This is a genomic window from Homoserinimonas sp. (assembly GCF_056262345.1).
On the sequence record NZ_JBACFR010000116.1, the window covers coordinates 1 to 24,906 of the forward strand.

General features: G+C 65.2%; 21 protein-coding genes. 7 read left to right on the top strand and 14 right to left on the bottom strand.

Annotation, left to right across the window (positions count from 1 at the left end):
* Positions 1 to 120 precede the first annotated feature (120 nt).
* The 9 genes from AC062T_RS06010 to AC062T_RS06050 all read right to left on the bottom strand — a co-directional run bounded on the left by AC062T_RS06010 (position 121) and on the right by AC062T_RS06050 (position 10,086).
* Positions 121 to 354 (bottom strand): DUF1232 domain-containing protein, encoded by a 234-nt coding sequence (locus tag AC062T_RS06010; RefSeq protein ID WP_476028319.1) that lies wholly within the window; start codon positions 352 to 354, stop codon positions 121 to 123.
* 57 nt (positions 355 to 411) lie between these two features.
* A complete protein-coding gene (locus AC062T_RS06015) occupies positions 412 to 1,914 on the bottom strand; it encodes an Ig-like domain-containing protein (protein WP_476028321.1) in 1,503 nt (500 codons plus the stop codon).
* A 124-nt stretch (positions 1,915 to 2,038) separates the two neighbouring features.
* Complete coding sequence (locus AC062T_RS06020; RefSeq protein WP_476028322.1) at positions 2,039 to 3,085, bottom strand: branched-chain amino acid ABC transporter permease; 1,047 nt, start codon at positions 3,083 to 3,085, stop codon at positions 2,039 to 2,041.
* On the bottom strand, positions 3,082 to 3,960 hold the full coding sequence (locus AC062T_RS06025; protein WP_476028324.1) for a branched-chain amino acid ABC transporter permease: 879 nt from the start codon (positions 3,958 to 3,960) through the stop codon (positions 3,082 to 3,084). Before AC062T_RS06025 ends, AC062T_RS06020 begins: the two co-directional genes overlap by 4 nt.
* A gap of 38 nt (positions 3,961 to 3,998) precedes the next feature.
* Positions 3,999 to 4,706 carry an ABC transporter ATP-binding protein gene (locus AC062T_RS06030; RefSeq protein WP_476028326.1) on the bottom strand — a complete coding sequence of 236 codons (708 nt, stop codon included), beginning with the start codon at positions 4,704 to 4,706 and terminating at the stop codon, positions 3,999 to 4,001.
* On the bottom strand, positions 4,703 to 5,473 hold the full coding sequence (locus tag AC062T_RS06035) for an ABC transporter ATP-binding protein (RefSeq protein ID WP_476028327.1): 771 nt from the start codon (positions 5,471 to 5,473) through the stop codon (positions 4,703 to 4,705). Before AC062T_RS06035 ends, AC062T_RS06030 begins: the two co-directional genes overlap by 4 nt.
* A 107-nt stretch (positions 5,474 to 5,580) precedes the next feature.
* Entirely contained in the window at positions 5,581 to 6,864 is a 1,284-nt protein-coding gene (locus AC062T_RS06040; RefSeq protein WP_476028328.1) for an ABC transporter substrate-binding protein, read from the bottom strand.
* 44 nt (positions 6,865 to 6,908) lie between these two features.
* The gene (locus AC062T_RS06045) at positions 6,909 to 8,504 is read right to left on the bottom strand and encodes an alcohol dehydrogenase catalytic domain-containing protein (RefSeq protein WP_476028329.1); all 1,596 of its coding nucleotides are present in this window, start codon (positions 8,502 to 8,504) and stop codon (positions 6,909 to 6,911) included.
* Between the two features lie 4 nt (positions 8,505 to 8,508).
* Positions 8,509 to 10,086, bottom strand: a complete 1,578-nt coding sequence (locus AC062T_RS06050; RefSeq protein ID WP_476028331.1) for a long-chain-fatty-acid--CoA ligase — start codon at positions 10,084 to 10,086, stop codon at positions 8,509 to 8,511.
* Positions 10,087 to 10,269: 183 nt separating this feature from the next.
* Here AC062T_RS06050 and AC062T_RS06055 point away from each other — a divergent pair, with 183 nt between their 5' ends.
* Positions 10,270 to 11,514 (top strand): TetR/AcrR family transcriptional regulator, encoded by a 1,245-nt coding sequence (locus tag AC062T_RS06055; protein WP_476028332.1) that lies wholly within the window; start codon positions 10,270 to 10,272, stop codon positions 11,512 to 11,514.
* Positions 11,515 to 11,536: 22 nt separating this feature from the next.
* On the opposite strand, the gene AC062T_RS06060 is transcribed toward AC062T_RS06055, so the two are convergent.
* Positions 11,537 to 13,030, bottom strand: coding sequence for an aldehyde dehydrogenase family protein (locus AC062T_RS06060; RefSeq protein WP_476028334.1), 1,494 nt, complete (start codon positions 13,028 to 13,030; stop codon positions 11,537 to 11,539).
* A gap of 129 nt (positions 13,031 to 13,159) precedes the next feature.
* Between AC062T_RS06060 and AC062T_RS06065 the strand changes: the two genes are divergently transcribed.
* Positions 13,160 to 13,798 (top strand): TetR/AcrR family transcriptional regulator, encoded by a 639-nt coding sequence (locus tag AC062T_RS06065; RefSeq protein ID WP_476028335.1) that lies wholly within the window; start codon positions 13,160 to 13,162, stop codon positions 13,796 to 13,798.
* On the opposite strand, the gene AC062T_RS06070 is transcribed toward AC062T_RS06065, so the two are convergent.
* From AC062T_RS06070 to AC062T_RS06085, 4 genes are read right to left on the bottom strand one after another with little or no spacing between them, the layout of a single operon-like run.
* Positions 13,795 to 14,787, bottom strand: a complete 993-nt coding sequence (locus AC062T_RS06070) for an NAD(P)H-dependent flavin oxidoreductase (RefSeq protein WP_476028337.1) — start codon at positions 14,785 to 14,787, stop codon at positions 13,795 to 13,797. The two genes, AC062T_RS06065 and AC062T_RS06070, sit on opposite strands and share 4 nt — an antisense overlap.
* A gap of 8 nt (positions 14,788 to 14,795) precedes the next feature.
* Positions 14,796 to 17,015 carry a 3-hydroxyacyl-CoA dehydrogenase NAD-binding domain-containing protein gene (locus AC062T_RS06075; protein ID WP_476028339.1) on the bottom strand — a complete coding sequence of 740 codons (2,220 nt, stop codon included), beginning with the start codon at positions 17,013 to 17,015 and terminating at the stop codon, positions 14,796 to 14,798.
* Between the two features lie 34 nt (positions 17,016 to 17,049).
* The gene (locus AC062T_RS06080; RefSeq protein WP_476028341.1) at positions 17,050 to 18,258 is read right to left on the bottom strand and encodes an acetyl-CoA C-acetyltransferase; all 1,209 of its coding nucleotides are present in this window, start codon (positions 18,256 to 18,258) and stop codon (positions 17,050 to 17,052) included.
* Positions 18,259 to 18,272: 14 nt separating this feature from the next.
* Positions 18,273 to 19,424: an acyl-CoA dehydrogenase family protein gene (locus AC062T_RS06085; RefSeq protein WP_476028342.1), complete on the bottom strand. Its 1,152-nt coding sequence runs from the start codon at positions 19,422 to 19,424 to the stop codon at positions 18,273 to 18,275.
* A gap of 155 nt (positions 19,425 to 19,579) precedes the next feature.
* On the opposite strand from AC062T_RS06085, the gene AC062T_RS06090 reads away from it, so the two are divergent.
* Genes AC062T_RS06090 through AC062T_RS06110 form a run of 5 tightly spaced genes read left to right on the top strand, consistent with a single transcriptional unit; the run spans position 19,580 to position 24,685 of the window.
* On the top strand, positions 19,580 to 20,350 hold the full coding sequence (locus AC062T_RS06090) for an SDR family oxidoreductase (RefSeq protein ID WP_476028344.1): 771 nt from the start codon (positions 19,580 to 19,582) through the stop codon (positions 20,348 to 20,350).
* Positions 20,347 to 21,579 carry an acyl-CoA dehydrogenase family protein gene (locus AC062T_RS06095; RefSeq protein WP_476028345.1) on the top strand — a complete coding sequence of 411 codons (1,233 nt, stop codon included), beginning with the start codon at positions 20,347 to 20,349 and terminating at the stop codon, positions 21,577 to 21,579. Before AC062T_RS06090 ends, AC062T_RS06095 begins: the two co-directional genes overlap by 4 nt.
* 8 nt (positions 21,580 to 21,587) lie before the next feature.
* Complete coding sequence (locus AC062T_RS06100) at positions 21,588 to 22,658, top strand: phosphotransferase family protein (RefSeq protein ID WP_476028347.1); 1,071 nt, start codon at positions 21,588 to 21,590, stop codon at positions 22,656 to 22,658.
* Positions 22,659 to 22,710: 52 nt separating this feature from the next.
* Complete coding sequence (locus AC062T_RS06105; protein WP_476028349.1) at positions 22,711 to 23,550, top strand: carbon-nitrogen hydrolase family protein; 840 nt, start codon at positions 22,711 to 22,713, stop codon at positions 23,548 to 23,550.
* A gap of 58 nt (positions 23,551 to 23,608) precedes the next feature.
* Positions 23,609 to 24,685, top strand: a complete 1,077-nt coding sequence (locus AC062T_RS06110) for a PIG-L deacetylase family protein (protein ID WP_476028351.1) — start codon at positions 23,609 to 23,611, stop codon at positions 24,683 to 24,685.
* Positions 24,686 to 24,906: the final 221 nt, after the last annotated feature.

Sequence of the window (24,906 nt, forward strand, 5' to 3'; positions counted from 1 at the left end):
TCGGCGGCTGCGTGAGTGGCCACTTTCTGCGCCATAGCGCGAGTTTTGATGCAGAACCTGACCACTCGCCAGTCCGCAATGGGCCTCAGACCAGTACTTCTCCGAGCGGCTGGCCGAGGGTCAGTCAGAAGCCGCTCTAAGTCGCTCCTGCCACCGCCGCCGTTCTCGGGCGACGAGCACGGCAAGTATTCCCAAGACCCCGATGTCGTCCGCGAAGCCGAGCGGCCCCAGCAGAAGTTCGGGGATGAGGTCGATCGGCGAGATCGCGTATACAGCGGCGGCGATCGCGGCGATCCAGGTCGTCGGCGCGACGCGGTGCTCCCCGCGCCTCACCGCGTTCAGGAATCTCCACATGCACTAAGTGTGCATCACCGTCCGCGGCGAGGAAAGGTAGAAAACGACGCTCGGAGGCTACGCCTCGACCCGTCGACGAGCGACCGTCAGGGCGAGACCTGCGGCGGTGAGCAGGGCGCCGGCCAGTAGCATCCCCGTTGGGTTGCCTCCGGTGAGGGGGAGCGGGCTGCCCGCAACGCCCGCCAGCGGGGCCACGGCGGGCTCGGCGGGAGGCGCGGGAGGCGCGGGAGGCGTGACTGCCGGCGTGGTCACGGTGTCCACCGCATAGGCCGTAGATGTCACGGTGCCGGTTCCGCCGTTGCCTGCGAGGTCCGTGATTCCGGCCAGGTTCAGGGCAATCACGTTGGAGGGGCTGATGGTGTTCGCATCCGGTGTGAGGGTCGCGGTCCAGGTGACCCCGCCGTTCGCGGAGGCGAGCGAGCTGAGCGTCGCGCTGCCAGCGGCGATGTCGGAGGCGTCGAATCCGGAGACTGCCTCGGAGAAGGCGAAGACGACCGTCGCGGTTTCTCCGCTCGCTAGGGCGCTATCAGACAGCGAGATCGCTGCTGTGGGCGGCAGCGTGTCGACGGCGTAGTTGCCGGAACTGGCGGAGCCTGCACCCGCATTGCCCGTGACGGTCGTCACCCCGTTGTAAATGAGCATGAACGTGTTGGCGGCAGCCTGCGTGCCGGGGTTCGGGGTAAAGGTGGCCGTCCATGTCGTGCCGCCATCGGGCGAGGTCGGCATGCTCAGGACGCCGTTAGGGGTGATGACATCCGCAGTACCGAAGCCCGTCACGGGTTCGGCGAAGGTGAACGTGACCGTGGCGGTATCGCCGGCGCGCAGAGCAGTGTCCGAGATGGTGATGGGGCCCGCCAGCCTGGGGCCGGCCGTGGAGACCCCGTAATTCCCGGAGCTGACATCGTTCTGGCCGACGTTGCCCGCCGCATCGGTGATGCTGGAGTAGTAGAGGGTGAGTGAGTTGAGGGGTTCTGTGACATCGGCGTCGGGTGTGAGGGTAGCGGTCCAGACCCGGCTGTCAGAGGTACTGAAGCCCGAAAGCCTCGCGTTGGGCACCGTGACATCCCCAACATCGAACCCGGACACTATCTCAGTGAAAACGAACGTGACCGTGGCGGTCTCACCAAGGATCAACTGTGTGTCGGAGATCTGAATGCTCGACGCCAACACGGGTCGAACCGTATCAACGGTGTAGGGGTCCGAAACAATAGCTCCGCTGGTGGCCTCCCCTGCCCCGTTCTGAATGCCTGCGAAGTCGAGCGTGACCACGTTGCCGGTCGACTGCGTGGCAGCAGACGGCGTGAATACCGTCGTGTACGTAACGTTGTCGCTGGTGGTAAGAGCAGACAGCGCGCCTCCGGTCGCCGATACAGAGCTCAGTGTGACGCCCGTCACGGCCTCGGAGAAGGTGATGGTGACCACAGCGGTTTCGCCTATCGCCAATACGGTGTCGGAAATTGTCACGCCGGCGGTGGGGGGAGCTGCGACGGCGGCAGATGGCCAGCCCAGTGCCACAACCAGTGCCAACGTGCCTCCAGCGGCAATGAACCTGCGACGCATGATGTTTCCCCCTGCATTCCCCCCGAGCGCCGTCCGGCGACCAACCGAAATATTACCGAAAATCGGAGGGCCCTCCTTGCCGCCTGACGGTCATGCGCGTGGGGGCTCGGTGAGCGTGCGGCAGCTAGCCGGGAATCTTGGCCACGAGTCGCCCGAACAGTGCCCGGCCCAAGCCCACGAGACCGTACGGCACAAAGAACGCAAACACGATCAGGACGATGCCATAGGCGGCGCCCGTTGCCGCGGGGCTGATGGTCGAGGTGAGTGTTGGCACGAACTGGATGAACAGCGCGCCGAGCACGGCGCCGGGCACGGTCGCGAGCCCGCCGACCACGATGAGGGTGATGAACGACACCGACAGCAACAGGTTGAAGTTCTCTGGCCCGATGTATTCGAGCAACATCGCGTAGAGCCCGCCGGCCACACCGGCATAGGCGGCGGAAGTCGCGAACAGCCGGGTCTTGGTCTGCGCCACATTGACTCCGAGGGTCTCGGCAACGAGTTCGGCGTCGCGCACCGCGATGAAGGAACGGCCGATCCGCCCGCGGGAGAGTCGGCGCGTTGTGATGTAGGCAATCACGGCGATGATGAGCGCGAGATAGTAGACCCACTGATCGTGGGCAAGGGGAATCCACTCCGGAGGACGGCCTGAGATGGCGATGCCCCGGCTGCCGTGGGTCAGCGGCTCCAGAGCTCGGATCGCCGCCGGGGTCGCCATCGCCAGGGCAAGAGTCACGAGGGCAAGTTGCAGGCCCTTGAGTCGGAGGGCCGGTAGCCCGATCGCATAGCCGATGACGAAGGGCAGGAGTGCGGCGATGACGAGGGTGAGCGGATGCGGAATGCCAGCTTCTCCCGCGACCGCAACAGAGTAGGCGCCGAGGGCGAAGAAGGCCGAGTGGCCGAGCGAGACCTGCCCCCCGAAACCTACGAGCAGGTTGAGCCCGAGCCCGGTGATGGTCCAGATCATCACGAGCGTGAGGTTGAGGTTGATATAGCTCGGGTTCACGAGCGGCACGACGGCGAGTGCGGCGCCGCCGCCAACGAGCAGCACGAGCGTTAGCCAGCGAGGGAGTACGAGGGGAGGCCTGGGCCGACGGAGCCATTCGGAAACCGAGGTTCGTGTTGCCTTCTGCGGCGCAGGGGTCGTGGGGCGCGGGGTTGTTGTGGTCATGCTCGCACCAGCTCTCGTCGTCCGAACATGCCCTGGGGTCGCACAAGCAGCACGACCACGATGATGAGCAGGGCAACAACCTGCTTGACCTCGGATCCCACCACGGGGATGTAGCTGCCAGCGAGGTTCTCGATGACACCAACGGCGATGCCGGCGAGGATCGCGCCGAGCGGGGATTCGAGACCGCCGAGGGTCGCTGCAGCGAAGGCGTAGATGAGAACCGGTGCCATCATCCCGGGGTGCAAGAAAAGCTCTGGGGCGATGAGGGTTCCGGCGAGGGCCCCCACTGCCCCCGAAATGCCCCACCCGATCGCCATGGTTCGCCCCGTGGAGATGCCCGAGAGTTCGGCGGATTCGGGTGCAGAAACGGCGGCCCGCATGTGCAAACCGATTCGAGAGAAGCTGAAGAGGGCGGCGAGGGCGAGGGAGACGACGACAACGGTCGCGACGATTCCCACGTCTTGCCGAGAGACGGCGATGCCACCGATGGCTACGGTGCCCGACCCGAAAAGCGCAGGAACCTCCTTGGTCTGGTGCGACCATAGCCAGCCGATGATGGCGTTGGTGGCCATCATGAGACCGAGGGTCACGATGATGAGGGGCAGATGCTGATGTCGCCGCACGAGCGGGCGCACGAGCACCCGTTCGATGCCGATAGAGAGCAGGGCAAGCGCCGCCATCGACACCACCACGGCCATCCAGATTGACAGGCCCCAGACCGTGAGTTGCCACGAGAGGTAGGCGCCGAGAAGGGCGAGCTCTCCCTGGGCAAAGTTCAGAGTGCGCGAGGCCCGGTAGACGAGCACGATTGCGAGCGCCAGTGCGCCATAGATGGCACCTGTGGCGATTCCGTCGGCGAGCTGTTGCAGAAACATCGTTGTCTTTCGTCTCGTGTAGTAGCGCGGAGGGGGTGCTAGACGCCCAGATAGGCGCGGCGAACGGCGTCGTTGTCGCGGAGTTCGGATGCGGTGCCGCGCACCGTGATCGTGCCGCTTTCGATCACGAGCGCGTTTTCGGCGATACCGAGGGCAAGCTCGGCGTTCTGCTCGACGACGAGCATGCCGGTCCCCGTGTCTCTGCCGATCTCGTCGAGCGTTGCGAACAGCTCTGTGGTGATCTTGGGTGCGAGGCCGAGTGAGGGCTCGTCGAGCAGAACGAGACGCGGCTTCGACATATAGGCGCGGGCCACGGCGAGCAGTTGTTGTTCGCCGCCGCTGAGACCGGATGCCGGCCGGTTCGCCCGCTCGGCCAGACGGGGAAAGCGGTCAAGCCAGCGCGAGACCTCCGAGGCAACCTCTCGCGTTGGCCTCGAGGCGCCGCCCACCTGAAGGTTCTCGCGCACCGTGAGGTCGGGGAAGGTTCCACGGCCCTGGGGCACATGGGCAATGCCGAGCGAGGCGATGCGGTGCGGGGCGAGGCCCGCGACGGGGACGCCGTCGAAGGCGATGCTGCCCGAGACACGACACAACCCGCTGATGGTGCGCAGCGTTGTGGTTTTGCCTGCGCCGTTGGCGCCGAGGATAACAAGGCGACCGCCGGCGGGAACCTCGAACTCCACGGAGCGCAGAATGGTGACGGGTCCGTACCCGGCGGAGTCGATGCGAACGGTCAGGAGGCTCACGCGGCCGCCCTCCCCAGGTAGGCAGCGACGACGGCGGGGTCGCGCGCGACCTCCCGAGGGTCGCCCTCGGCGATGAGGCGACCAAAGTTGAGCACGACGACGCGATCGCACACGGACATCACGAGTCCCATGTGGTGTTCCACGAGCAGGATTGCGGTGCCGCGTTCGCTCGCGAGTCGCCGCAGAGTTGTGCCGAGTTCGAGCACCTCATCGTGGATGAGCCCGTTGGCGGGCTCGTCGACCAGCAGCAAGCGCGGGCCGCTCATCAAGGAGCGAGCAAGCTCGACGCGCTTGAGCGTGCCGAAGGGCAAAGTGCCGACGACCCGATCTGACACTGCGGCGAGTTCGAGCTCGGTGAGAAGGTCGATGGCGTCGGCACGGATGGCGGTCTCTGTGCGGCGAAGGCTCGTTAGGCCGAGCGCGGTGGCGACGAAGCCGCCCCGGGTGGAGTGATAGGCGCCCGCAAGCACATTGTCGATGACCGTCTGGGAGGGCAGCAGCCCGAGGTTCTGAAACGTGCGGCCAACTCCGAGGGAGGCGATTCGATGCCGGGGCATCGTGGTCACCTCGCTGCCCTGCACGCGGATGCTTCCGGACTGCGGTCGGTAGAGACCGCTGATGCAGTTGAACAGGCTCGTTTTGCCGGCGCCGTTGGGGCCGATGAGGCCCACAATTTCGCCGTCTGCCACGGTGAGGCTCGGGCCGTCGAGCGCCTGGAGACCGCCAAAGGAGAGCCGGATGTCGCTCACGTCGAGAAGTGCGCTCATGGGGTTGGTCCTCCTGGCGATGGTGCGGGTGCGGGTGTGGTTGGTGCAACGAGGGTGCGGGATGCCTCGGACCCCGGAACCAAGGCCCGAGGCATCCGCTGGCATCGCTAGCCGATGCTGTACGTGCTGTCGCTCAGATCCCAGGTGGATCCGTTGAAGACCTGAACGCCGAGCTCGCGAAAGACGAACGGGTAGTCGGCATCGGTGCTGATGGCCACGGGAGCGAGGTCGAGTTCGAGCCCGTCGAACTCTGCGGCAGCCTCGACGAGCGCCTCCCGTGTGCAACCGTCCATCGATACGAGGGCTGCCTCGAGAAGCTGGCCAACCTGGTAGCCGGTTGCCGCAGGTGCCGAGAGCACGTTGACCTCGTCGGAGTACTTCTCCGCGAAGGCGACCCAGGCATCGAAGCCTTCGTCTCCCGCATTTGCGCTGTCGGTGATGTCCTTCGTGTAGGCGATCGAGACGACGCCGTCGGCAGCGCCAGGCCCGGCCGGCTTGAGGAAGAAGTTGGCGTCCGCAGCGGTCGAACTCACGACAGTCGTGGCATCCCATCCAAGTTCGAGCTTCTTCTTGAGTGACTGCGTGGCGAATGCCCCCGTGGCCCAGTTGAGAAACACATCGGCGCCCGACGACGCGAGGGCAGTGACCTGGCTGTCGACGGATGCCGCGCTCAGCTCATACGATTCGGCCGCAACGATCTCGAGACCGGTTCCCTCGAACTCCTCCTCGAACCACGTGCGCACACTCTGGCCAAAGTCGTCGTTCTGAAAGAGGATCGCGACCGTCGAGTCGGCGTGGTGTTCGGCCAGGTACTCGGCGAGGGCCTTGACCTCGAAGCCGTACTGGGGCAGGTAACCGGTGGTCCAGGTGGTGTCGCCCGTGTGCAGGTCGAGGATGGCGTCTGCCCCGGTTCCTGTGAACAGGTTGGGCACCTTCGCCTCCTCGACATAGGGGGCAAGCGTTACAGCAGCGCCCGTGCCGAGAACGCCAGCAAGGGCGAATACCTTGTCTTGCTCCACGAGGGTGCGAACGTTGGCCGCGGTCTTAGCGGGGTCGTATCCGTCGTCCATCACGGTCACTGCCACGGTGCGAGTGACGCCGTCGGCGAACTCGATGCCGCCCGCCTCGTTGAGGTCATCGAAGTAGATGCGCATGGTTTCCCCGATGGCACCGTAGGCGGCGGCCGGCCCGGAGAGCGGAATGCTCACGCCGATCTTGACCTCGGAGTCGCTAAAACCGGGGCTGCAGGCTGCGGCAGAAGAATCCGCGTCTGCTCCTGCTTCGCGGCCGGTGCATCCGGCGAGAGTGAGAGCGGTGATAGCCATACCGGCGATGGCCGCCGGGGCGAGCCGGTGCCGGGTGGTTCGTGTGCTGTGTGCTGTGTGCATCATTCCTCCTTGAATGCGTGCGGATGGGATTGGTGCGTGCCTGACGGTCAGGCGCGCGGGGGCTCGGTGACGGTGCGGTCGTCTGCCCGTTCGAGAACGAAGTAGAAGTGGTGGCCGCCCGCCAGGGTGCCCGGGCCGGTCATGACGCCGAGGAGGGCATCGGGTCCGAGCCGGGTGAACAGGTCCACGACGGGCTGCCGGTTGTAGAGCATGGCGGCAGTGACGATGCCGTCGTGCTCAACGGCACGCAGGGTCGCCCCCCCGCGAGAAAGCTCACGGTCGATCACGAGGCTGCCCTCGTTCGTTTCTCGGATGATCGGGGCGACCTCGTCATCGGAGCGAAATAGCTTGCCGAACCAACCGCTCGATACGAGCTGCTGCTGCACCGGGTGGTCGGGGCTGAGCCCGAATCCCCGCCAGAGGCCGCGCAACTCCGTGGTCGAGACTGTGGGCATTGACCTCCAGATGAGGGCGAGGTCGTGCTGGCTAACGGGTTGGGTCCGCAGCGTTTCGAGCAGGCTGAGACCACGGCTGTCGGAGGGAGCGGGGGAATGCTCCTGTGGATCCATCTGCAGCACGGCCTTAATCACGCGGCCGGTGCGAGCATCCTCAATCGCGGTGTCGATCTCGGCAAACGGGTAGCGGGTGATGATTCGCTCGAGGGGTAACCTCCCTGCACGCCAGAGGGCGATGAGGGTGGGGATGTCGCGACGGATCTCTGCGTCGCCCTCAATGACCCCGCGCAGCGTGCGACCCCAGAGGAGCCGTGACTGCGACAGCGTGAGCCTATTGCTGCCGGAACGAAGCGCAACGCTTGCGCATACGCCCCGGGGCGCCAGGGTGGCGAGTGCGAGGTCGAGGGTCTGCTGCACGCCGGCCGTGTCGATCGCATGGGTGGGGGAGGGCAGGCCGGCGATCTGCTCGGCGATGACGGAGGGGTCGTGGGCGGAGGTCGCGCCCAGTTCGAGCGCGATCTTTCGCCTACTCGGGTCTGGGTCGCTCACCATGATGGTGCCGACCGCGCGGTGGTGCGCGGCCATAACTGCGGCGAGCCCGGTCGTGCCAGCTCCGATCACGAGCAGGGCATCGAGGGGACCCGGTCGCAGCACGTTGAGCACCGTGCCGGCGCCCGTCAGAGCGCCGCAGCCGAGCACGGCGGCGATGGGCCACGGGACATCGTCGTCGATGCGCACCGTGTTGCTCTCTCGGGCCAGCACATGTGTGGCCCACGCGGACTGGGCCATCCATCCCGTCGTCACAGGCTGCGGCTCGTTTTCGGTCTCGATCGCATCGACGGTGAGGGAGTAGTTGAGCTCACCGAATCGGGCACAGTAGGCGGGGTGACCGTCGGCGCAGGCGGGGCACTCCCCGCAGGAGTCGAAGCTCAGGGCCACATGATCACCCGGAGCGACGCCCGTGACGAGGTCACCGACCGCTTCGACGACTCCCGCGCCCTCGTGACCGAACACGGCGGGATAGCGCTCGCCGGAGCCGCCGTCGATTCCATAGATGTCGGTGGGGCAGACTCCGGATGCCATGATGCGCACGAGCACTTCATAGTTGCGGGGAGCATTCACCGACACGGTGGTGAGCACGGCGGAGCCGCCGCGCTCCCTCACCAGCGCGGCTACTGCGGACCTCATCGCCCTAGGCCACGGTCAGTTCGCGGTCGCTTGCTCGTAGTGCGACTTTGTTGACCTTGCCGCCGGCGTTGCGGGGCAGCACGGGCACGATCACGAGATCCTTGGGTTGCTTGAAGCGGGCGAGCTTGTCGCCGAGCCACTCCTGCAGCTCTTCGAGCGTAAGGGTTTCGTCCGGCCGCAGGGCCACTGCTGCGACGGGAACCTCGCCCCAACGCTCATCCTCGCGACCGTAGATCGCCGCTTCGAGAAGCTTGGGGTGTGCGGCCAAGACGTTCTCGACCTCGGCACAGTACACGTTCTCGCCGCCGGAGATGATCATGTCCTTCTTGCGGTCAACCACCCAGACGAAGCCCTCGTCATCTTGACGAACGAGGTCGCCGGAGTGGAACCATCCGCCCTCAAACGCCTGCGCGGTCTCCTCGGGTTTGCGCCAGTACCCCTTCATGAGGCTGGGCCCCCGATAGACGATCTCGCCTACTTCGCCGCGGGGCACATCGTTCATATCGTTGTCGACGACCCGGTACTGGGTTGTGGGGACGGGCTTGCCGACCGACCCGAGCTTGCGCAGGGAGTCTTCGCCGCGCAACACACAGGTGATGGGTGACAGCTCGGTCTGGCCGAAGACGGCAACGTTGAGGGCCTGGGGAAAACGGTCGGCCATCGTGCGCAGAAGGGTGTCGGATGCCGGAGCGGCACCCCAGCTAATGATGCGCAGGTGGAGGTCGCGGTCGGCGATGGACGGGTCAGCGCAGATGACCTGCCACTGCTGCGGCACGTTGAAGACGATGGTCGCTTTTTCCCGCTCCCAGGCGTCGAGCAGTTCGCTCGGATTGAACGCACCGAGCGGGTGGATGATCGTGGGAATCCCGACGATGAAGTTGGCCGAGATCGAGCCGAGGCCCGCGATATGAAACAGCGGCGCGGTCATGAAAGCGATGTCGCTTTCGTCGAACACATTGTTCGCACGAATGCAGGTAATCGACTGCGAGAACAGGTTGACGTGGTCGAGCATGGCCCCTTTGGGTCGGCCGGTCGTTCCTGACGTGTACATGATCAGACATGTCGTGTCTTCGGCGACGTCGGGGGCGTTGAAGTCGCCGGGCTCCTCTGCGACGAGGTCCGCCCAGGATTCTTGGCCTTCGCCGGCCTCGCCAATCACAATGACGTTCTTGATTCGCGAGGTGAGCTCCGCTACGGCACCGACAAGGGGCACGAGAGGCGCCTCGACGATGAGTACGTCGGCATCGGCGTCGTCGACAATGTAGGCAATCTCGGGCGGGGTCAGACGAATGTTGATGGGAACGGCGATGGCCGCGAGCTGATTGATGCCGAATACGGAGATCACCACCTCCGGGCGGTTGAGGGTGAGGAGCAGAACCCGGTCACCTTCGGCCACGCCGCGGCGCTGCAGGGCCGCGGCGAAGGAGTTCATGCGGTCTCGCGTCTGCCGCCAGGTCGTTACCTCACCGAGAAACTTGAATGCCGTGGCATCTGGCTTCATCTCGGCATGGGTCGCGATGTGGTTCATCCAGTGGTTGCGGCGCTGCGCTGCGGAGATCGTTGGGGAGGCAAGTGCGGACATCAGCGTTCTCTCTCTTACGTCGTTGTATGAGGCGGTGACTCTGGATCCCAGGGGGATTGCAATGAGTATGCCAGTCGGTCTGAGTTAAGTCACGACTTTTGTTAACGAGTATTCACATCATGGGATCGATCAAAGTGAATCGGGAATCACGTCAGTGGAGCCGAGGCAAGTATGCTGGCGCGCATGGCTATTGCGCAGGCAAACAGTGAGGCGCGATTGCGACCCCGGGACCGCAAGCAGCGCATCGAAGAAGCTGCGGCACTCGCGTTTGCGCGGCACGGCTATCACCCCGTTGGCATGCAAGACATCGCCGCCGCCGTCGGTATCTCTGCGCCCGCCCTCTACCGGCACTTTCCGAACAAGTACGCGCTTTTTGTGCAGACAGCCTCCACGCTGGCCCACCGACTGATCGAGGCGACGGATGAGGCGGCAGCTCTGCCCTTAACCTCGGCAGAGGAGGCGCGCGCGGCATTGGCGCGGCTGATCGACGAAACGCTGGCCACAACCATCGAGCTGAGAGCCACAGGCGGCATCTATCGGTGGGAAGGGCGATACCTCAAGAGAGCCGACCGCGACAAGCTCACGGCAGAGTTCGCGCTCTTGCGGGAGAGGGTAGAAAACGCTCACCGCGTGTATCGCCCGGATTTATCAGAAGACGACAGGCGCATGATCGTTTTCGCCGCCCTGAGCACCATCGCCAGCATCACGGCCCACCACACCGTAGTTTCTTCCGCAACCCTGCGGGCACTCCTGCGCGACGTTGCCTGGCGGGTGCTGGACGGCAACCTTCCTGCGGAACCTTCTGCAGCATCCGCATCGCCTGCCCCACCTCACGGGGAGGAGAGCGGGCGAGAGGGCGCAGAGACAATCAAACATGAGAAGGCGCGTCGCGAGCGGCTCATTGACGCGGCGATCGAGATGTTTGCCGCGCGGGGCTACACAGAATCGACGATCGAAGACATTGCGGCACGGGTCGACCTCACGCCCTCCGGCGTCTATCGACACTTCGACGGCAAGCCGGCGCTCCTGCTCGCGGCCTGCGATCGCGCCACCATCGAACTCGAGCGCGGCATGCTCCTCGCCCGCGAGCAGTCGGCATCGAGCGAGGCGGCCCTCCGCAGGCTGTGCCGCGGCTACGTTGACCACACCTTCGCGAACAGGGCGCTCATGCGCGTGTATTTTTCGGAGGTGGGCAACCTTGCCCCCGAGCAACAGCGAGCGCTTCGCGCGGTGCAGCGTGCCCATATCGCTGACTGGGTGGCGCTAGTGCAGGCCGTGCGGCCCGAGCTTGATAGCCGAGAGGCCACGGTTCTTGTTCACGCAGGGCTCGGCATCGTGACCGACCGGGCGCCCCTGCTTCTGCGTCACGACGAGGCGGCGGCCATTCGGCTCACCCGCCTCGTCGAGACTGCGCTCGGCATCAGCTAGCGGCATCAGCTCGCGCTGTGCCTCAGCGGCCCTTGCCGTGCAACATGGGGATCAGTTTCGCCACGAGGTGCATGTCGCGATCGCTGCGTTCCATCGTGAGCAGGTTCAACGCCGCCTTGCTGGTTTGGCGAGCGACGGACTTGGGGGTGCTGAACTCGCGCAGGCCGTCGGCACCGTGGATGCGCCCGAATCCTGACCCCTTGACTCCGCCGAAGGGTAGGGCCGGGATCGCCGCGAATCCGAGCACGGAGTTGATTGTCACAACACCGGCACGCAGGCGAGAGGCAACGGCTTCTCCCTTCGCAGCGCTGCGCGTGAACACCGCGGCGCCGAGACCGTATTCGGTTCCGTTGGCCTTCTCGATCGCCTCGTTGAGATTCGCGACGGTGTTGATCACAACCGTGGGCCCGAAGGTCTCCCGCTGAACGGCATCCGCACCCTCGGGAACATCGGTGAGAATCACCGGTGCGAGCCGGCGTCCCTGGGCGGGGTTGGCGCTGCCGAAAGCCACGGCCCCGCCCCGCGCGACGGCGTCGGCAACGTGGGAGGCAACGACGTCGGACTGTGAGGCCAGGGTCATCGGGCCGTAGGAGGCGTCATCACCCTCGGTGCGGAGTCGCGCTGCACGTTCGATGACCTTCTCCACGAGCGCTGCGCGCACGGGCTTCTCGACGTAAACACGCTCGACGCCGACGCACGTTTGCCCCGCGTTACCCATCGACCCGAAGACAATGAAGTCGGCTGCTGAGTCGAGATCGGCATCGGATGCGACGATGAGAGCATCCTTGCCGCCGCACTCCGCGACGAGGGGGGTGAGGGATTCGGCGCAGGCCGCCATGACCTTCTTTGCGCTGGCAGTTGACCCCGTGAAAGCGATCTTGTCGACCCCGGCCCGCACGAGGGCGGCGCCGGTGTCCCGGTCTCCCGTGGCCACCTGAAAGACGGGCTGGTCGCAGATCTCGTTCCATCGATCCTCGATCCACCGCGCGGTTCCCGGCGTGAGCTCGCTTGGCTTAAAGACGATCGAGTTGCCCGCTGCCAACGCGTACGAGATGGACCCCATCGGCGTGTAGAAGGGATAGTTCCACGGCCCGATCACGCCGACTACCCCGTGCGGTTCATAGCGCAGCGTTGCGTGCTGGTTGTAGTTGATGAGCCCGGACTTAACCTTGCGAACCCCGAGCACCTTACGGGCGTTCTTGGCGGCCCAATCGAGGTGCCCAAGGGTGAGCATCACTTCGAGCAGGGCATCGCCCGCAGGCTTGCCCGTCTCCCGCGAGATCACGGCCGCAAGACCCTGAGCATCCCGGGCGATCGCCCCTTTCCATGCCAGGAGAACGCGCTGGCGGCCCGCAAAGCCTTGGCTTGCCCACCACCCCGCCGTTTCGTGGGCCTTGCGCACGCGGGCGGCGACACTCGCGGCGTCTTCGAGTGCATAGTCGGCAATGGTGGCGCCATCGCGCGGGTCATAGGTGGAGTATGTGGCGGTGGAGTCGTCGCTCGTGGTCAACGTCATCATGTGCCCCTTCGCTCTTCATTGAGCATAAGTTAATGGTGATTCACAGTAGGCCTGCTGCGCCTGCCTGCGCAAGAGCCTCACAAGCTTTTTCAAATCCCGGTTAGAATGACGCGATCGGGAGGGTCGATGCCAACGCACGAGACAGACACGGATGCGACAGAATCGTCGCTGCCCAAATCGGCACGAACGCGGCAGAGAATTCTCGATGCCGCGGCTCAGGTTCTGAGCCACAAAGGATACGCGGGCACCCGACTCTCCGATGTGGCCGACGTTGCCGGAGTTCAGGCTCCTGCGATCTACTACTACTTCGGATCCCGTGACGACCTCGTCGAAGAGGTCATGTGGGAGGGCGCCCACCGGGTGCGTCGACACGTCGAGCGGGTCATCGCAGATTTTGACGACGACGTGACGCCGTTCGAGCGAATCCTTGCCGCAGTTGAAGCCCACCTGCGATTCGAGCTTCACATCTCTGACTACACGACCGCTTCGGTGCGCAATGCAGGCCAGGTGCCCGAGCATCTCAGGGTGCGTCCTGCGGCAGAAGAAGCCGCGTACAGCAAGATCTGGCGCGACCTCTTCCACTCAGCGCAGGAGGCAGGCCAGCTGCGTCCCGACATTGACCTCAATATCTTTCGCCTGCTGCTGCTGGGCTCCATGAACTGGGCAGTCGAGTGGTGGAACCCGCGCACCCGCAGCCTCGATGAGCTGGTCCGCGGGGCGCAGGATATGGTTCGCTACGGCGCAGGGCGCACGAGCGAGGCCTAGGCGAACTGCGCGAGCCTCTGCGCGAAGATCTCGTGTGCTTGAGCCACCGTGCGGCGCACGATCTCGCCGGCTGGCGGGATGTCGCGAATGATGCCCTGAACCTGGCCGACCGACCAGATTCCCGCGTTCAGATCTCCATTCTCGAACACTTTTCGGCCTCGCGCGCCAGCGACGAGTTCCCGCACATCGGCGAACTCTCCGCCGTCGGCGAGGATGCGCACCACCTCGTCGCTCACGCCGTTCTTGGCGACCCGTGCGGTGTTGTTGAGGCTCCTGAAGATGAGGTTCGTGTCGAGCTCTGTGCCCTCGACGATTCGCTCCTTCACCGCCTGAGCGATCGGCGATTCGACGCTGCACATGAAGCGGGAGCCCATGTTCACACCGTCGGCACCGAGCGCGAGGGCCGCGGCAAGACCCCGACCATCGGCAAAGCCTCCTGAGGCGATGAACGGGATGCTGAGGGCGTCGGCAGCGGCAGGGATAAGAACGAGGCCGGGCACGTCGTCTTCGCCGGGGTGGCCGGCACACTCGAAACCGTCGATCGAAACCGCGGTCACCCCCACCTTTTGCGCTTTGAGCGCGTGCCGAACGCTCGTGCACTTATGGATGATGCGCACCCCGGCATCCCGGAACATGTCCATGTGCGGTTCGGGGTTTGCGCCGGCGGTCTCCACGATGGTGATGCCCGAGTCGATGATCGCCCTGCGGTACTCGTCGTAGGGCGGTGGCGTGATCGACGGAAGAATCGTGAGGTTTACGCCGAACGGCTTATCGGTGAGCGCCCGCGCGCGCTCGATCTCGGCAACCAGGTCGGCCGGGGTGGGCTGGGTGAGCGCCGTGATCATGCCGAGGCCGCCAGCCTCCGAAACGGCGGCGGCGAGTTCGGCGCGACCCACCCACATCATGCCGCCCTGCACCACGGGGTGCTCGATGCCGAGCGCCTCGGTAAAACGAGTGCGCATTCGCACATCAGAAGCGGTTGACTCCATGGTCACTCCTATTCGTAGGTTTCGCCGGTTTCGGCTCTCGCCACCAGTGATGCCGGGGGCGCAAAGCGGTCGCCGTAGCGATCGGCGAGCTCGCGGGCCCGCGCGACGAAGCCGGCCAGCCCGCCGTCGTACTGATTGACATACTGCAGCACGCCGCCCGTCCACGCCGGGAACCCGATGCCGTAGATCGAGCCGATGTTGGCGTCCGCAACACTCGTCAGCACGCCGTTGTCGAGGCAGTCGATGGCGTCGAGGGCCTCGGCGAAGAGCATCCGCTCCTGCAGATCTCTGAGCGGCAGAACTGTGCTGCCCGAGTTGTACTTCTCTCGCAGGCCGGGCCAGATGCTCCCGCGTTTGCCGCTCTCGTCGTAGTCGTAGAAACCCTTGCCCGCCTTGCGGCCGGGGCGCTGCTCCTCGTCGACCATCCAGTCGACGACAGCCTCCGAGGGGTGAGCGATCCAGGTCTTGCCTTCTGCCTCTTCTGCGGCCTGCGTCTCGACGCGGATTTTTTGCGTCAGAGAGAGGGTCAACTCGTCGAGAAGTTGCAGAGCGCCCGCCGGATATCCGGCCTGCAGTGCGGCCTGTTCTATCGATGCGGGCTCGACGCCCTCTCCGACGGCGGCGACCGCTTCGGCGATGAATTTGCCGATCACGCGCGATGTGAAGAACCCGCGGGCGTCGTTGACGACAATCGGCGTCTTGCGAATCTGCTGCACGTAGTCGAACGTCTTGGCCAGCACAGTGTCGCTCGTGCTCTTGCCGCGAACGATTTCGACGAGGGGCATCTTGTCGACGGGGGAGAAGAAGTGGATGCCGATGAAGTCGTCGGTGCGGGTGACACCCTCGGAGAGCAGGGTAATCGGCAGGGTCGAGGTGTTGGATCCGAGAACGGCGTCGGGCTCGACGATGTCCTGAATCTCGTGGAATACGGCCTGCTTCACCGGCACCGATTCGAAGACGGCCTCGATGACGAAGTCGACTCCGGAGAAATCGGCAGCATCCTGGGTCGTCGTAATGCGCGCCAACAGAGCCTCGCTCTTCTCTGGCGTGGTTGTGCCCCGTGCGAGCGCCTTTTCTTGGAGGGAGCGGGAGTAGTCCTTGCCCTTCTCTGCCGCCTCCTTGGTCACATCCTTGAGAACGACGTCGATTCCGGCCTTGGCCGAAACATAGGCGATGCCGGCGCCCATCATGCCGGCTCCGATCACCCCGACCTTCTTGGCCTGGTAGCGGGGGATCCCGTCGGGTCGGCTGCCGCCGGTGTTGATGTGCTGCAGGTCGAAAAAGAACGCCTTGATCATGTTCTTGGCGACCTGGCCGTGGGTTAGCTCAACCAGGTAACGGGTCTCGATCTTTGATGCGGTGTCGAAGTCCACGTAGGCACCCTCGACTGCTGCGGCCATGGCAGCGCGCGGTGCAGGCAGGGGTGCGCCCTTGAGCTGCTTACGCAAGCTCGCGGGAAAGGCGGGCAGGCTACCGGCAAGGCTCGGCGAGTTAGGGGCTCCGCCCGGGATGCGAAATCCCTTCTCGTCCCATGGCTTCAGAGGGGCGGGGTTGGAGGCGATCCAGGCCTTCGCCGCGGGAATGAGATCGTCGACGGTGGGCACGACACTGTCGATAATTCCGACCTCAAGCGCCGCGGTGGGCGAGAATTTGGTGGCGGGCAGAATCACCTCGGTGAGCGCGCGCTGTAGGCCGAGCATGCGCACGAGGCGCGTTATGCCACCGCCCCCTGGCAGCAGGCCGAGTGAGACCTCTGGCACGCCAAACTGTGCCCCCGGAATGTTGGCTGCAATGCGCTGATGGGCGGCGAGGGCAACCTCAAGCCCTCCGCCGAGTGCCGTGCCGCCCAGGGCGGCGACGACGGGTTTGCCGAGTCGCTCGATTCTGCGCAGATCGGCTTTCACGCTGTCGATGTGCGCGGTTTCTTCTGCCGACTTCGCAGGGTCCGCCGCGCGCAGCAGGTTGAGGTCGCCCCCCGCGAACCAGCTCTTTTTGGCCGAGGTGACGATGACGCCGGTAATGCCGTCGCGTTCGGCCTCGAGTCGGTCCGCTGTCGCGCGGATCGCCGCCGTGAAGTGCGCGTTCATAGTGTTAACGCTCGCCCCAGGGTCGTCGAGCGTGATGATGACGACGCCGTCGGCATCCTGTTCCCATGCGTAGCCCTGGTAGCCGGGGGCTGCACCTGCGCCTGCGTCAGGGGCCGGGCTGATGTCGGTTGCTGTGCTCATGTCGGTCTCCGTATGTCTCAGATCGGGCGAGCGGTCAGACCCGCTCGATGATGGTTGCGATTCCCATGCCGGCACCGACGCACAGGGTCGCGAGCCCTCGCTTGAGGTCGCGGCGCTCGAGCTCGTCGAGCAGCGTGCCGAGAATCATCGCGCCGGTCGCGCCGAGGGGGTGCCCGAAGGCAATCGCACCGCCGTTCACGTTGACCTTGTCGTGCGGGATATCGAGATCCTTCATCCACTTCATAACCACGGCAGCGAAGGCCTCGTTCAGCTCGAACAGGTCGATGTCGGATGCTGCGAGGCCGGCCTTGTCGAGGGCTTTCTGCGTCGCCGGCGTCGGACCTGTGAGCATGATCGTCGGCTCCGAGCCGGTGACCGCGGTCGCGATGATGCGAGCGCGCGGCGTGAGCCCGAGTCGCTCTCCGACCTCCTTAGTGCCCACCAGCACGAGCGCGGCGCCATCGACGATCCCGGAGGAGTTCGCTGCGGTGTGCACATGATTGATGCGTTCGACCGCGTGGTATTTCTGCATCGCGACGGCGTCGAATCCGGCCGCCTCGCCGAGGGCGGCAAAGGCGGGGGAGAGGGCGCCGAGCGATTCGACCGTCGATCCTGCCCTGCGGTGCTCGTCGGTATCGAGCAGGGTGACCCCGTTTCGATCCTTCACGGCGACGATCGAGCCGTCGAACCGCCCCTCCAGCCAGGCCTCGTCCGCCCGTCGCTGCGACTCGGCCGCATAGGCGTCGACATCGCTGCGAGAGAAGCCTTCGAGGGTGGCGATGAGATCCGCCCCGATTCCCTGCGGCACGAAGTACAGGTCGTAATTGGTCGTGGGATCCTGCGCATATGCCCCACCGTCTGATCCGATCGGCACACGGGACATTGATTCGACGCCGCCGGCGATCACCAGATCTTCGAAACCCGAGGCCACTTTTTGCGCGGCGATATTCACGGCCTCGAGCCCCGAGGCGCAAAACCTATTGAGCTGAACCCCGGCCACGGTCTCGGGCAGCCCGGCCACGAGAGCCGCAGTGCGGGCAATGTCGCCACCCTGTTCGCCGATGGGTGAGACAACGCCGAGCACGATGTCGTCGATGACGGCGGGGTCGAGCCCGGGATTGCGCTCCCGCAGGGCATCGATAAGACCCACGACCAGGTCGACGGGCTTGGTGCCGTGCAGTGCGCCCCCGCGGTTCTTGCCCCTGGGGGTGCGGATGGCGTCGTAGATGTAGGCGTCAGCCATGGTTCTCTCTCCTGTCACAGGCCGAGGCCCCGACCGACGATCTCTTTCATGATCTCGGTCGTGCCGCCATAGATTGTGGTGATGCGGGCGTCTTCGTAGTCGCGGGCGATTCGGTATTCGCGAATATAGCCATAGCCGCCGTGGAGCTGCAGGCAGCGCCCGACGACCTGCACGTATTGCTCAGTTGTCCAGAATTTCGCTGCCGCGGCGTCTTCGGCAGAAAGCTCTCCCGCCGTGTGCAGCTCGATGCAGCGGTCGATGTGCGACCTGCTGACCCTCGTTGCCGTGACCATCTCGGCGAGTTCGAATCGGGTGTTCTGGAACGACCCGATGGCTTTGCCAAAGGCCTCCCGTTCCTTCACATAGGTGAGGGTGCGGTCGAGAACTCCCTCGCTCGCCGCGACCGCCGCCGCCGCAATCGAGAGGCGCTCCTGCGGAAGGTTGCGCATGAGGCCGATGAACCCGTCGCCCTCGGCGCCGAGCAGGTTAGCTGCCGGAACGCGCACGTCTTCGAAGACGAGTTCGCTCGTGTCTTGCGCGTGCAGGCCGATCTTGTCGAGATTGCGTCCTCGAGAGAACCCGGGGGAGTCCGTCTCGATCACCAGAAGGCTGAGGCCCGTGTGGCGGTCGGGGCTTGTGCGCACGGCCGTGACCACGAGGTCGGCATTTTGCCCGTTCGAGATGAAGATCTTGGAGCCGTTGACGATGTAGTCGTCGCCGTCGCGAACCGCGGAGGTGCGGATGCCGGCCAGGTCGCTGCCCGTGCCCGGCTCCGTCATTGCCACGGCCACGATCTGTTCTCCTGCCGCGATTCCGGGCAGCCAGCGCTGCTTCTGCTCGTCGGAGGTCAGATCGGTGAAGTAGGGGATGACGATGTCGTTGGATAGCGCGATGCCAGCCATGCCGTCTGAGATGGGGTTGCGCGCGAGCTCTTCGCCCATAACGGCGTTGAACCGAAAGTCCTCAGTGCCGCCTCCGCCGTACTGCTCTGGAATCCCGAAGCCCAGAATTCCTGCTTCGGCGGCCTGGACAAAGAGTTCACGATCTACGCGCCCCTCTGCCTCCCAACGGTCGGCGTTCGGCCGTGCGTATTTCTCGGCGAAGCCCGCGACAATCTCGCGGAACTGCTCGTGCTCCTCGTCGTAGAGGTTACGTGCCAGCGCCATTGCTGCTCCTTCGTCTCGCCCGCTCCTTCGCGGTGCTGTTTTTATTATCCATTAGAAACTTGGGATAGCAAGTGTTTATCGACAATGAGATTTGGCTTGCCAAAACGGGTGTCTCTTAATCAAGATTAGATAACCAATCGATCAAAGGAGATCCGATGGCAGAGGCTCACAGTCCGTTCGCCGGACGGGCAGCGTTGGTGACCGGCGCGAGCCGGGGCATCGGTCTTGCGATAGCGCATCGCCTGGCCGACCAGGGTGCAGCGGTGTGCCTGACCGCGCGAACGGCGGAGCAGTTGGATGCCGCCGTCGCCGAGTTCGAACCGGGTCGCGCCATCGGCGTTGGTGGCGCTGCGGACGACCCGCTGCACCGCGCGGAGACCCTCGAGCGCATGACCAGAGAGTTCGGCTCCGTCGACATCCTCGTCAACAACGCCGGCATCAATCCCGTATTCGGGCCGCTTCGCGGTCTCGACCTCGACGCCGCGCGCAAAGTGTTTGAGGTCAACGTGATCGGCACGCTCGCCTGGGTGCAGCAGGCCCTCGATGCCGGGCTCGGCGATTCGCCCGCGGGCGGGGCAGTCGTCAACCTCTCGTCGGTGACCGCAGACGTCCCGTCGCAGGGCATCGGGTGGTACGGCGTGAGCAAGGCGGCCGTCAGCCATCTGACTCGCACACTCTCGGTTGAGCTTGCCCCGCGTGTGCGGGTGAACGCCGTTGCGCCCGCCGTGGTCAAGACGCGGTTCGCCCGTGCCCTCTTCGACGGACGAGAAGACGAAGTGGCCGCAGGCTACCCCATGGGCAGGCTCGGCGTGCCCGACGATGTCGCGGCCGCGGTCGCATTCCTCTGCAGTGACGAAGCATCCTGGATCACGGGCCAAGTGCTTACCCTCGACGGCGGTCTCATCATGAAGGGCGGGACGGCATGAGCGAGCACGACGATCTCATCGCACGCACGAGAGCATTTATTCGCACGGTAGTGATGCCAGCCGAGCCGGGCTGGGGCGAGTCGCTCGACGGAACAAGCCTGGCCGAGTTGCGACGGCAGGCGCAGGCTGCTGGCGTCTACGCCCCTCATGCGCCGAAGGAGTACGGCGGGCTCGGGCTGCCGATCGAGCAATGGTCGCCGGTGTTCCAGGAGGCGGGCTACTCACCCATCGGGCCGGCCGTGCTCAACTGCATGGCACCAGACGAAGGCAATATGCGCCTGCTCGAGGTTGTCGCGACTCCCGAGCAGAAGGAGCGCTACCTCGCCCCCCTCGTTTCGGGTGTTCACCGCTCCGCTTTTGCCATGACGGAGCCGCATCCCGGGGCCGGTTCCGACCCGGATGCTCTGGCAACGACAGCAGACCGGGTCGCTGGCGGATGGCTGATTACGGGGTCGAAGCGGTTCATCTCGGGCGCCGAAAATGCCGACTTTGCGATCGTCATGGCGAGGACCCCGGCGGTCGAGGGCAGCCCCGCCGGAGCGACGATGCTGCTCACGCCCATGGATGCGTCCGGCATTTCGATCGGGCCGTCGATCGGAACCATCGAGGCGGCAATCTCGGGCGGGCACCCCCATGTCGAGTTCGCCAGCGTGTTCGTGCCCGATTCCGACGTTCTGGGTTCGCCGGGGGAGGGTTTCCGCTACGCACAAGTGCGCCTTGGGCCTGCCCGACTCACCCACTGCATGAGGTGGCTTGGCCTCGCCAGGCGGTCGCTCGACATCAGTCTCGATCGTGCCAACTCGCGGCAGCTATTCGGTTCGTCGCTCGCGGAACTGGGGGTCGCCCAGTCGCTCATCGCCGACAGCGTCATCGACATCGAAACCTCCGACGCCATAATCGATGCCGCGGCGAGGGCGCTCGGGAGCGACCCGCGCCGCGGAGCCGCGCTGTCTTCCGTGGCCAAGGTGCACTGCTCTGAGGCTGTCTTTCGTGTGATCGACCGCGCGGTTCAGTTGTGCGGCGGAGACGGGGTCAGCTCAGGGCTTCCGCTTATCCAATACCTCAACGAAGTTCGCCCGTTTCGCATCTATGACGGTTCGAGCGAAACGCACCGGTGGGCCATCGCCCGAAGGGCCGCCAGAGGGCGCGAGCGCGAGGTGGCGGGCGGGGAGCGTCGCCTCGATACCCTCGCGCCGCTTCCCCGAGTCGGCGGCGGTGAAAGCTCGTGAGAGGCGACGTGGTTGAGGTCGTCGAGACGCATGAGCAGGCGGCAACCCTGGAGAGGCCGCCCCTGCTGGTCGTCTCCGCAGTCGAGGCTTTTCTCGCGGCAGAGGGGCTCGGTGACGGCCGGCTGGAGTGGGAACGCATCGGCGATGGGCAGTCGAATATCACCTTCGCCATCTCCTATGGAGGTCGAGACCTGGTGCTCAGGCGCGGGCCGCGGCCGCCTCATCCGCCCTCGACCCACGACATGAAACGCGAGGCACGCATTCAGCGGATGCTCGCGGCAGAGGCGATCGCGGTGCCCGCAATCGTGGCGGAATGTGACGACCTGTCGGTGCTGGGAGTGCCGTTCTACGTTATGGAACGGGTGGTGGGCGACGTCATCACCGATGAGATTCCCCACGCGCTCGCCGACACGAGCGAGCGGGCTGGCATCGCGTTTGCCGCCATTGACGCGCTCGCCGATCTGCATGCCGTTGCCGTGGAGAGCGGCGAGCTCGCTGCCCTTGGTCGGCCGCACGGATACCTTGAGCGCCAGGTCGAGCGCTTTGCCGGGCTCTGGGCCGTCAACTCCCGCCGGGAGATTGCTGCGGTTGGTCAGGTCGCAGAGGTGCTGCGCACAACGATGCCGACCACCCAGAAGCATTCGGTCGTTCACGGAGACTTTCGCATCGGCAACCTCATGTATGCGCCGGGTGCGCCCGCTCGAATCGCCGCGATTCTCGACTGGGAGATGGCTACCCTCGGTGACCCGCTCGCCGACCTCGGCTATTTCATGGCCACCTATGCCAGGCCGGGTGCGCTCTCGACGCCCCTCGAGCTCACGACGGCCACCAGGCTTGAGGGGTTCCCGGGCAGGGACGACCTGGTCAAGCGCTATGTCTCCCGCATGCCGCTCGACGCCTCCTCGCTTGCCTGGTACGAGGCCCTGGCGCTGTGGAAGGGTGCTGTCTTCTGCGAGGCTCTCTACACCCGATGGCTCGACGGGCAGCGCCCCGGCGATACGTTCGGCCCCACCCTCCGAGAAGGGGTTCCTCGTCTTCTGGAGGCGGCGAATGAGAGGGCGATGCTCATCTCCCGATGATGCACGGCACAACCTTCGCCGCACTCAAACGTGGGCGCGGTAGCGTTGCATCATGAGTCGTGGTCACGCGGGCAGCACGCATCCCCAACATCAGCAGGTGGCCATCGCGGTCGCTCAGTTCGCCCCCGGCAATGACGGGGAACGCAATCTCGCCACCGTGCGCGATCTCGCCACTGCTGCGGCAGAGCGGGGCGCCAAGCTCGTCGTCTTCCCCGAATACTCGTCGTATTTCACCCCCGCTCTCGGCGCGAACACCGTTGAGGCTGCTGAGCCTCTCGATGGACCATTCGTTACCGGGGTCGCGGCCATTGCCAAGATTCTCGGCATCCATATCGTTGCCGGCATGATCGAGCAGACCATCGGGGGCGACCGGGTCTACAACACCGTTGTCGCGCTTGACCCGCAGGGCAGGCACGTTGCCACGTATCGCAAGATTCATCTGTATGACGCGTTCGGCCAGCAGGAGTCGGAGTGGGTCGCGCCGGGCCCCGTCGAACGGCCAGAGGTTTTCACGGTTGACGGACTCACCGTTGGCCTGCAGACCTGTTACGACCTTCGCTTTCCCGAGGTATCCCGGCGGTTGATGGATGCGGGGGTCGATGTCATCGCCTGCCCCAGCGAGTGGGTGCGCGGCCCTCTCAAGGAGCACCACTGGCGCACGCTCATCACCGCGCGGGCTCTTGAGAACACCCTTTATGTTGCGGCAGCCGACCACACGCCTCCCATCGGCGTGGGCAACAGCATGATCGTCGATCCCATGGGCGTCGAGATCGCGACGGCGGGGGAGCGCGTCGACATCGCCCTCGGCTGGGTGACAAAAAGTCGCATCGATGACGTGAGAATCACAAATCCTGCGGTAAACCTCCGCAGATTTGGGGTACATCCGCTGTAGTCAACCCACCCCATCGCATCGTAGAGTTGGCCTCATACGTTTCCGGGGGGAGCAAACGATGAGTGAGCCATATCGCGTCATAGTGATCGAGGACGATCCAGACGTCGCGTTCTATATCAAGACGGTGCTGACGAAGCAGGGGTGCATCGTCCAGACGTTCCACGATCCCGCATTCGCACAGCAGGCAATGCGTCTTTACGAGCCGGATGTTGTCATCACCGACATCGAGATGCCCGGCATCACGGGAATCCAGGTCATCGAACTCGTGAGGGCGGTGCGCCCCGGCACCCCGGTTGTCGTCATGACCGCTCACGTGTCGGTCGACTACGCCGTCGAGGCTCTGCGGGCTAACGCCGACGAGTTTCTCACCAAGCCGATCCCCTCGGCCGATCTCATCGCAGTCGTCACGCGGCTTGCCGACGAGTTTCGCCGGGCCAAGGCGAGCATGCCAGACCCTGAGGTTGTGCTTGCCATCGGCGCGCACCCGGACGACGTCGAGCTCGGCGTGGGGGGAATCCTCCTGGGGCATCGGTCGGCCGGCGACGCGGTTCACATCCTCACCCTCTCCCGCGGCGGCAAGGGCGGCCAGGTCAGCGAACGCCAGACGGAGGCATTCGTTTCGGCCGAAATGCTCGGTGCGCGGCTGCATCTCGAAGACCTGCCGGATTCCGAAATCGCCGAGAACGAGCCCACGCTGAGTCTCATCGCCAAGGTCGTCGCCGAGATCCGCCCCACGATCGTCTATGTGCACAGCGATCACGACATGCACCAGGATCACCGTGCCGTGCACAAGGCCGCGCTGCTGGCCACCCGCGCCGTGCGCAGCGTCTCGTGCTACCAGTCGCCCTCGTCGACGGTCGATTTTCGACCCAACCGCTTTGTGGCCATTGACGAGTTTCTCGACAAAAAGATCCAGCTCGTGCAGGCTCACAAGTCGCAGGTCGCGGTGAGCCGCGCCCACACCTCAGATTCCCTGCTGGCCGCAGCCCGCTACTGGTCGCGCTTCGGGGACGGCGAGGCGTGCGAACCCCTCGAGATTGTTCGCGACTCGGGCGATCTCTCCTTTGGTTCTGCGGATGTTGCCTCAGCACTCAAGGCCCACCGCCAGGCCCAGGCGAGCCAGCTGTCGCAGTGAGCGCCTCGGCCACCATCGAGGCACAGGCAAGGCCCCAGGGCAGGTTTTTGTCTGCTCTGGCCTGGAATCGGCTCATGACGCTGTCAGACGCGCCCATGATTCGGCAGGCTCCGATCTCCGTTGCGCTCATCCTGGTGCTGGTCGTCGCGGCGATCGACGGAGGTTTCGTCGAAAGAAGCAACGCCGCCTACTGGGCGACCTGGGCGACTCTGGGCATCGCT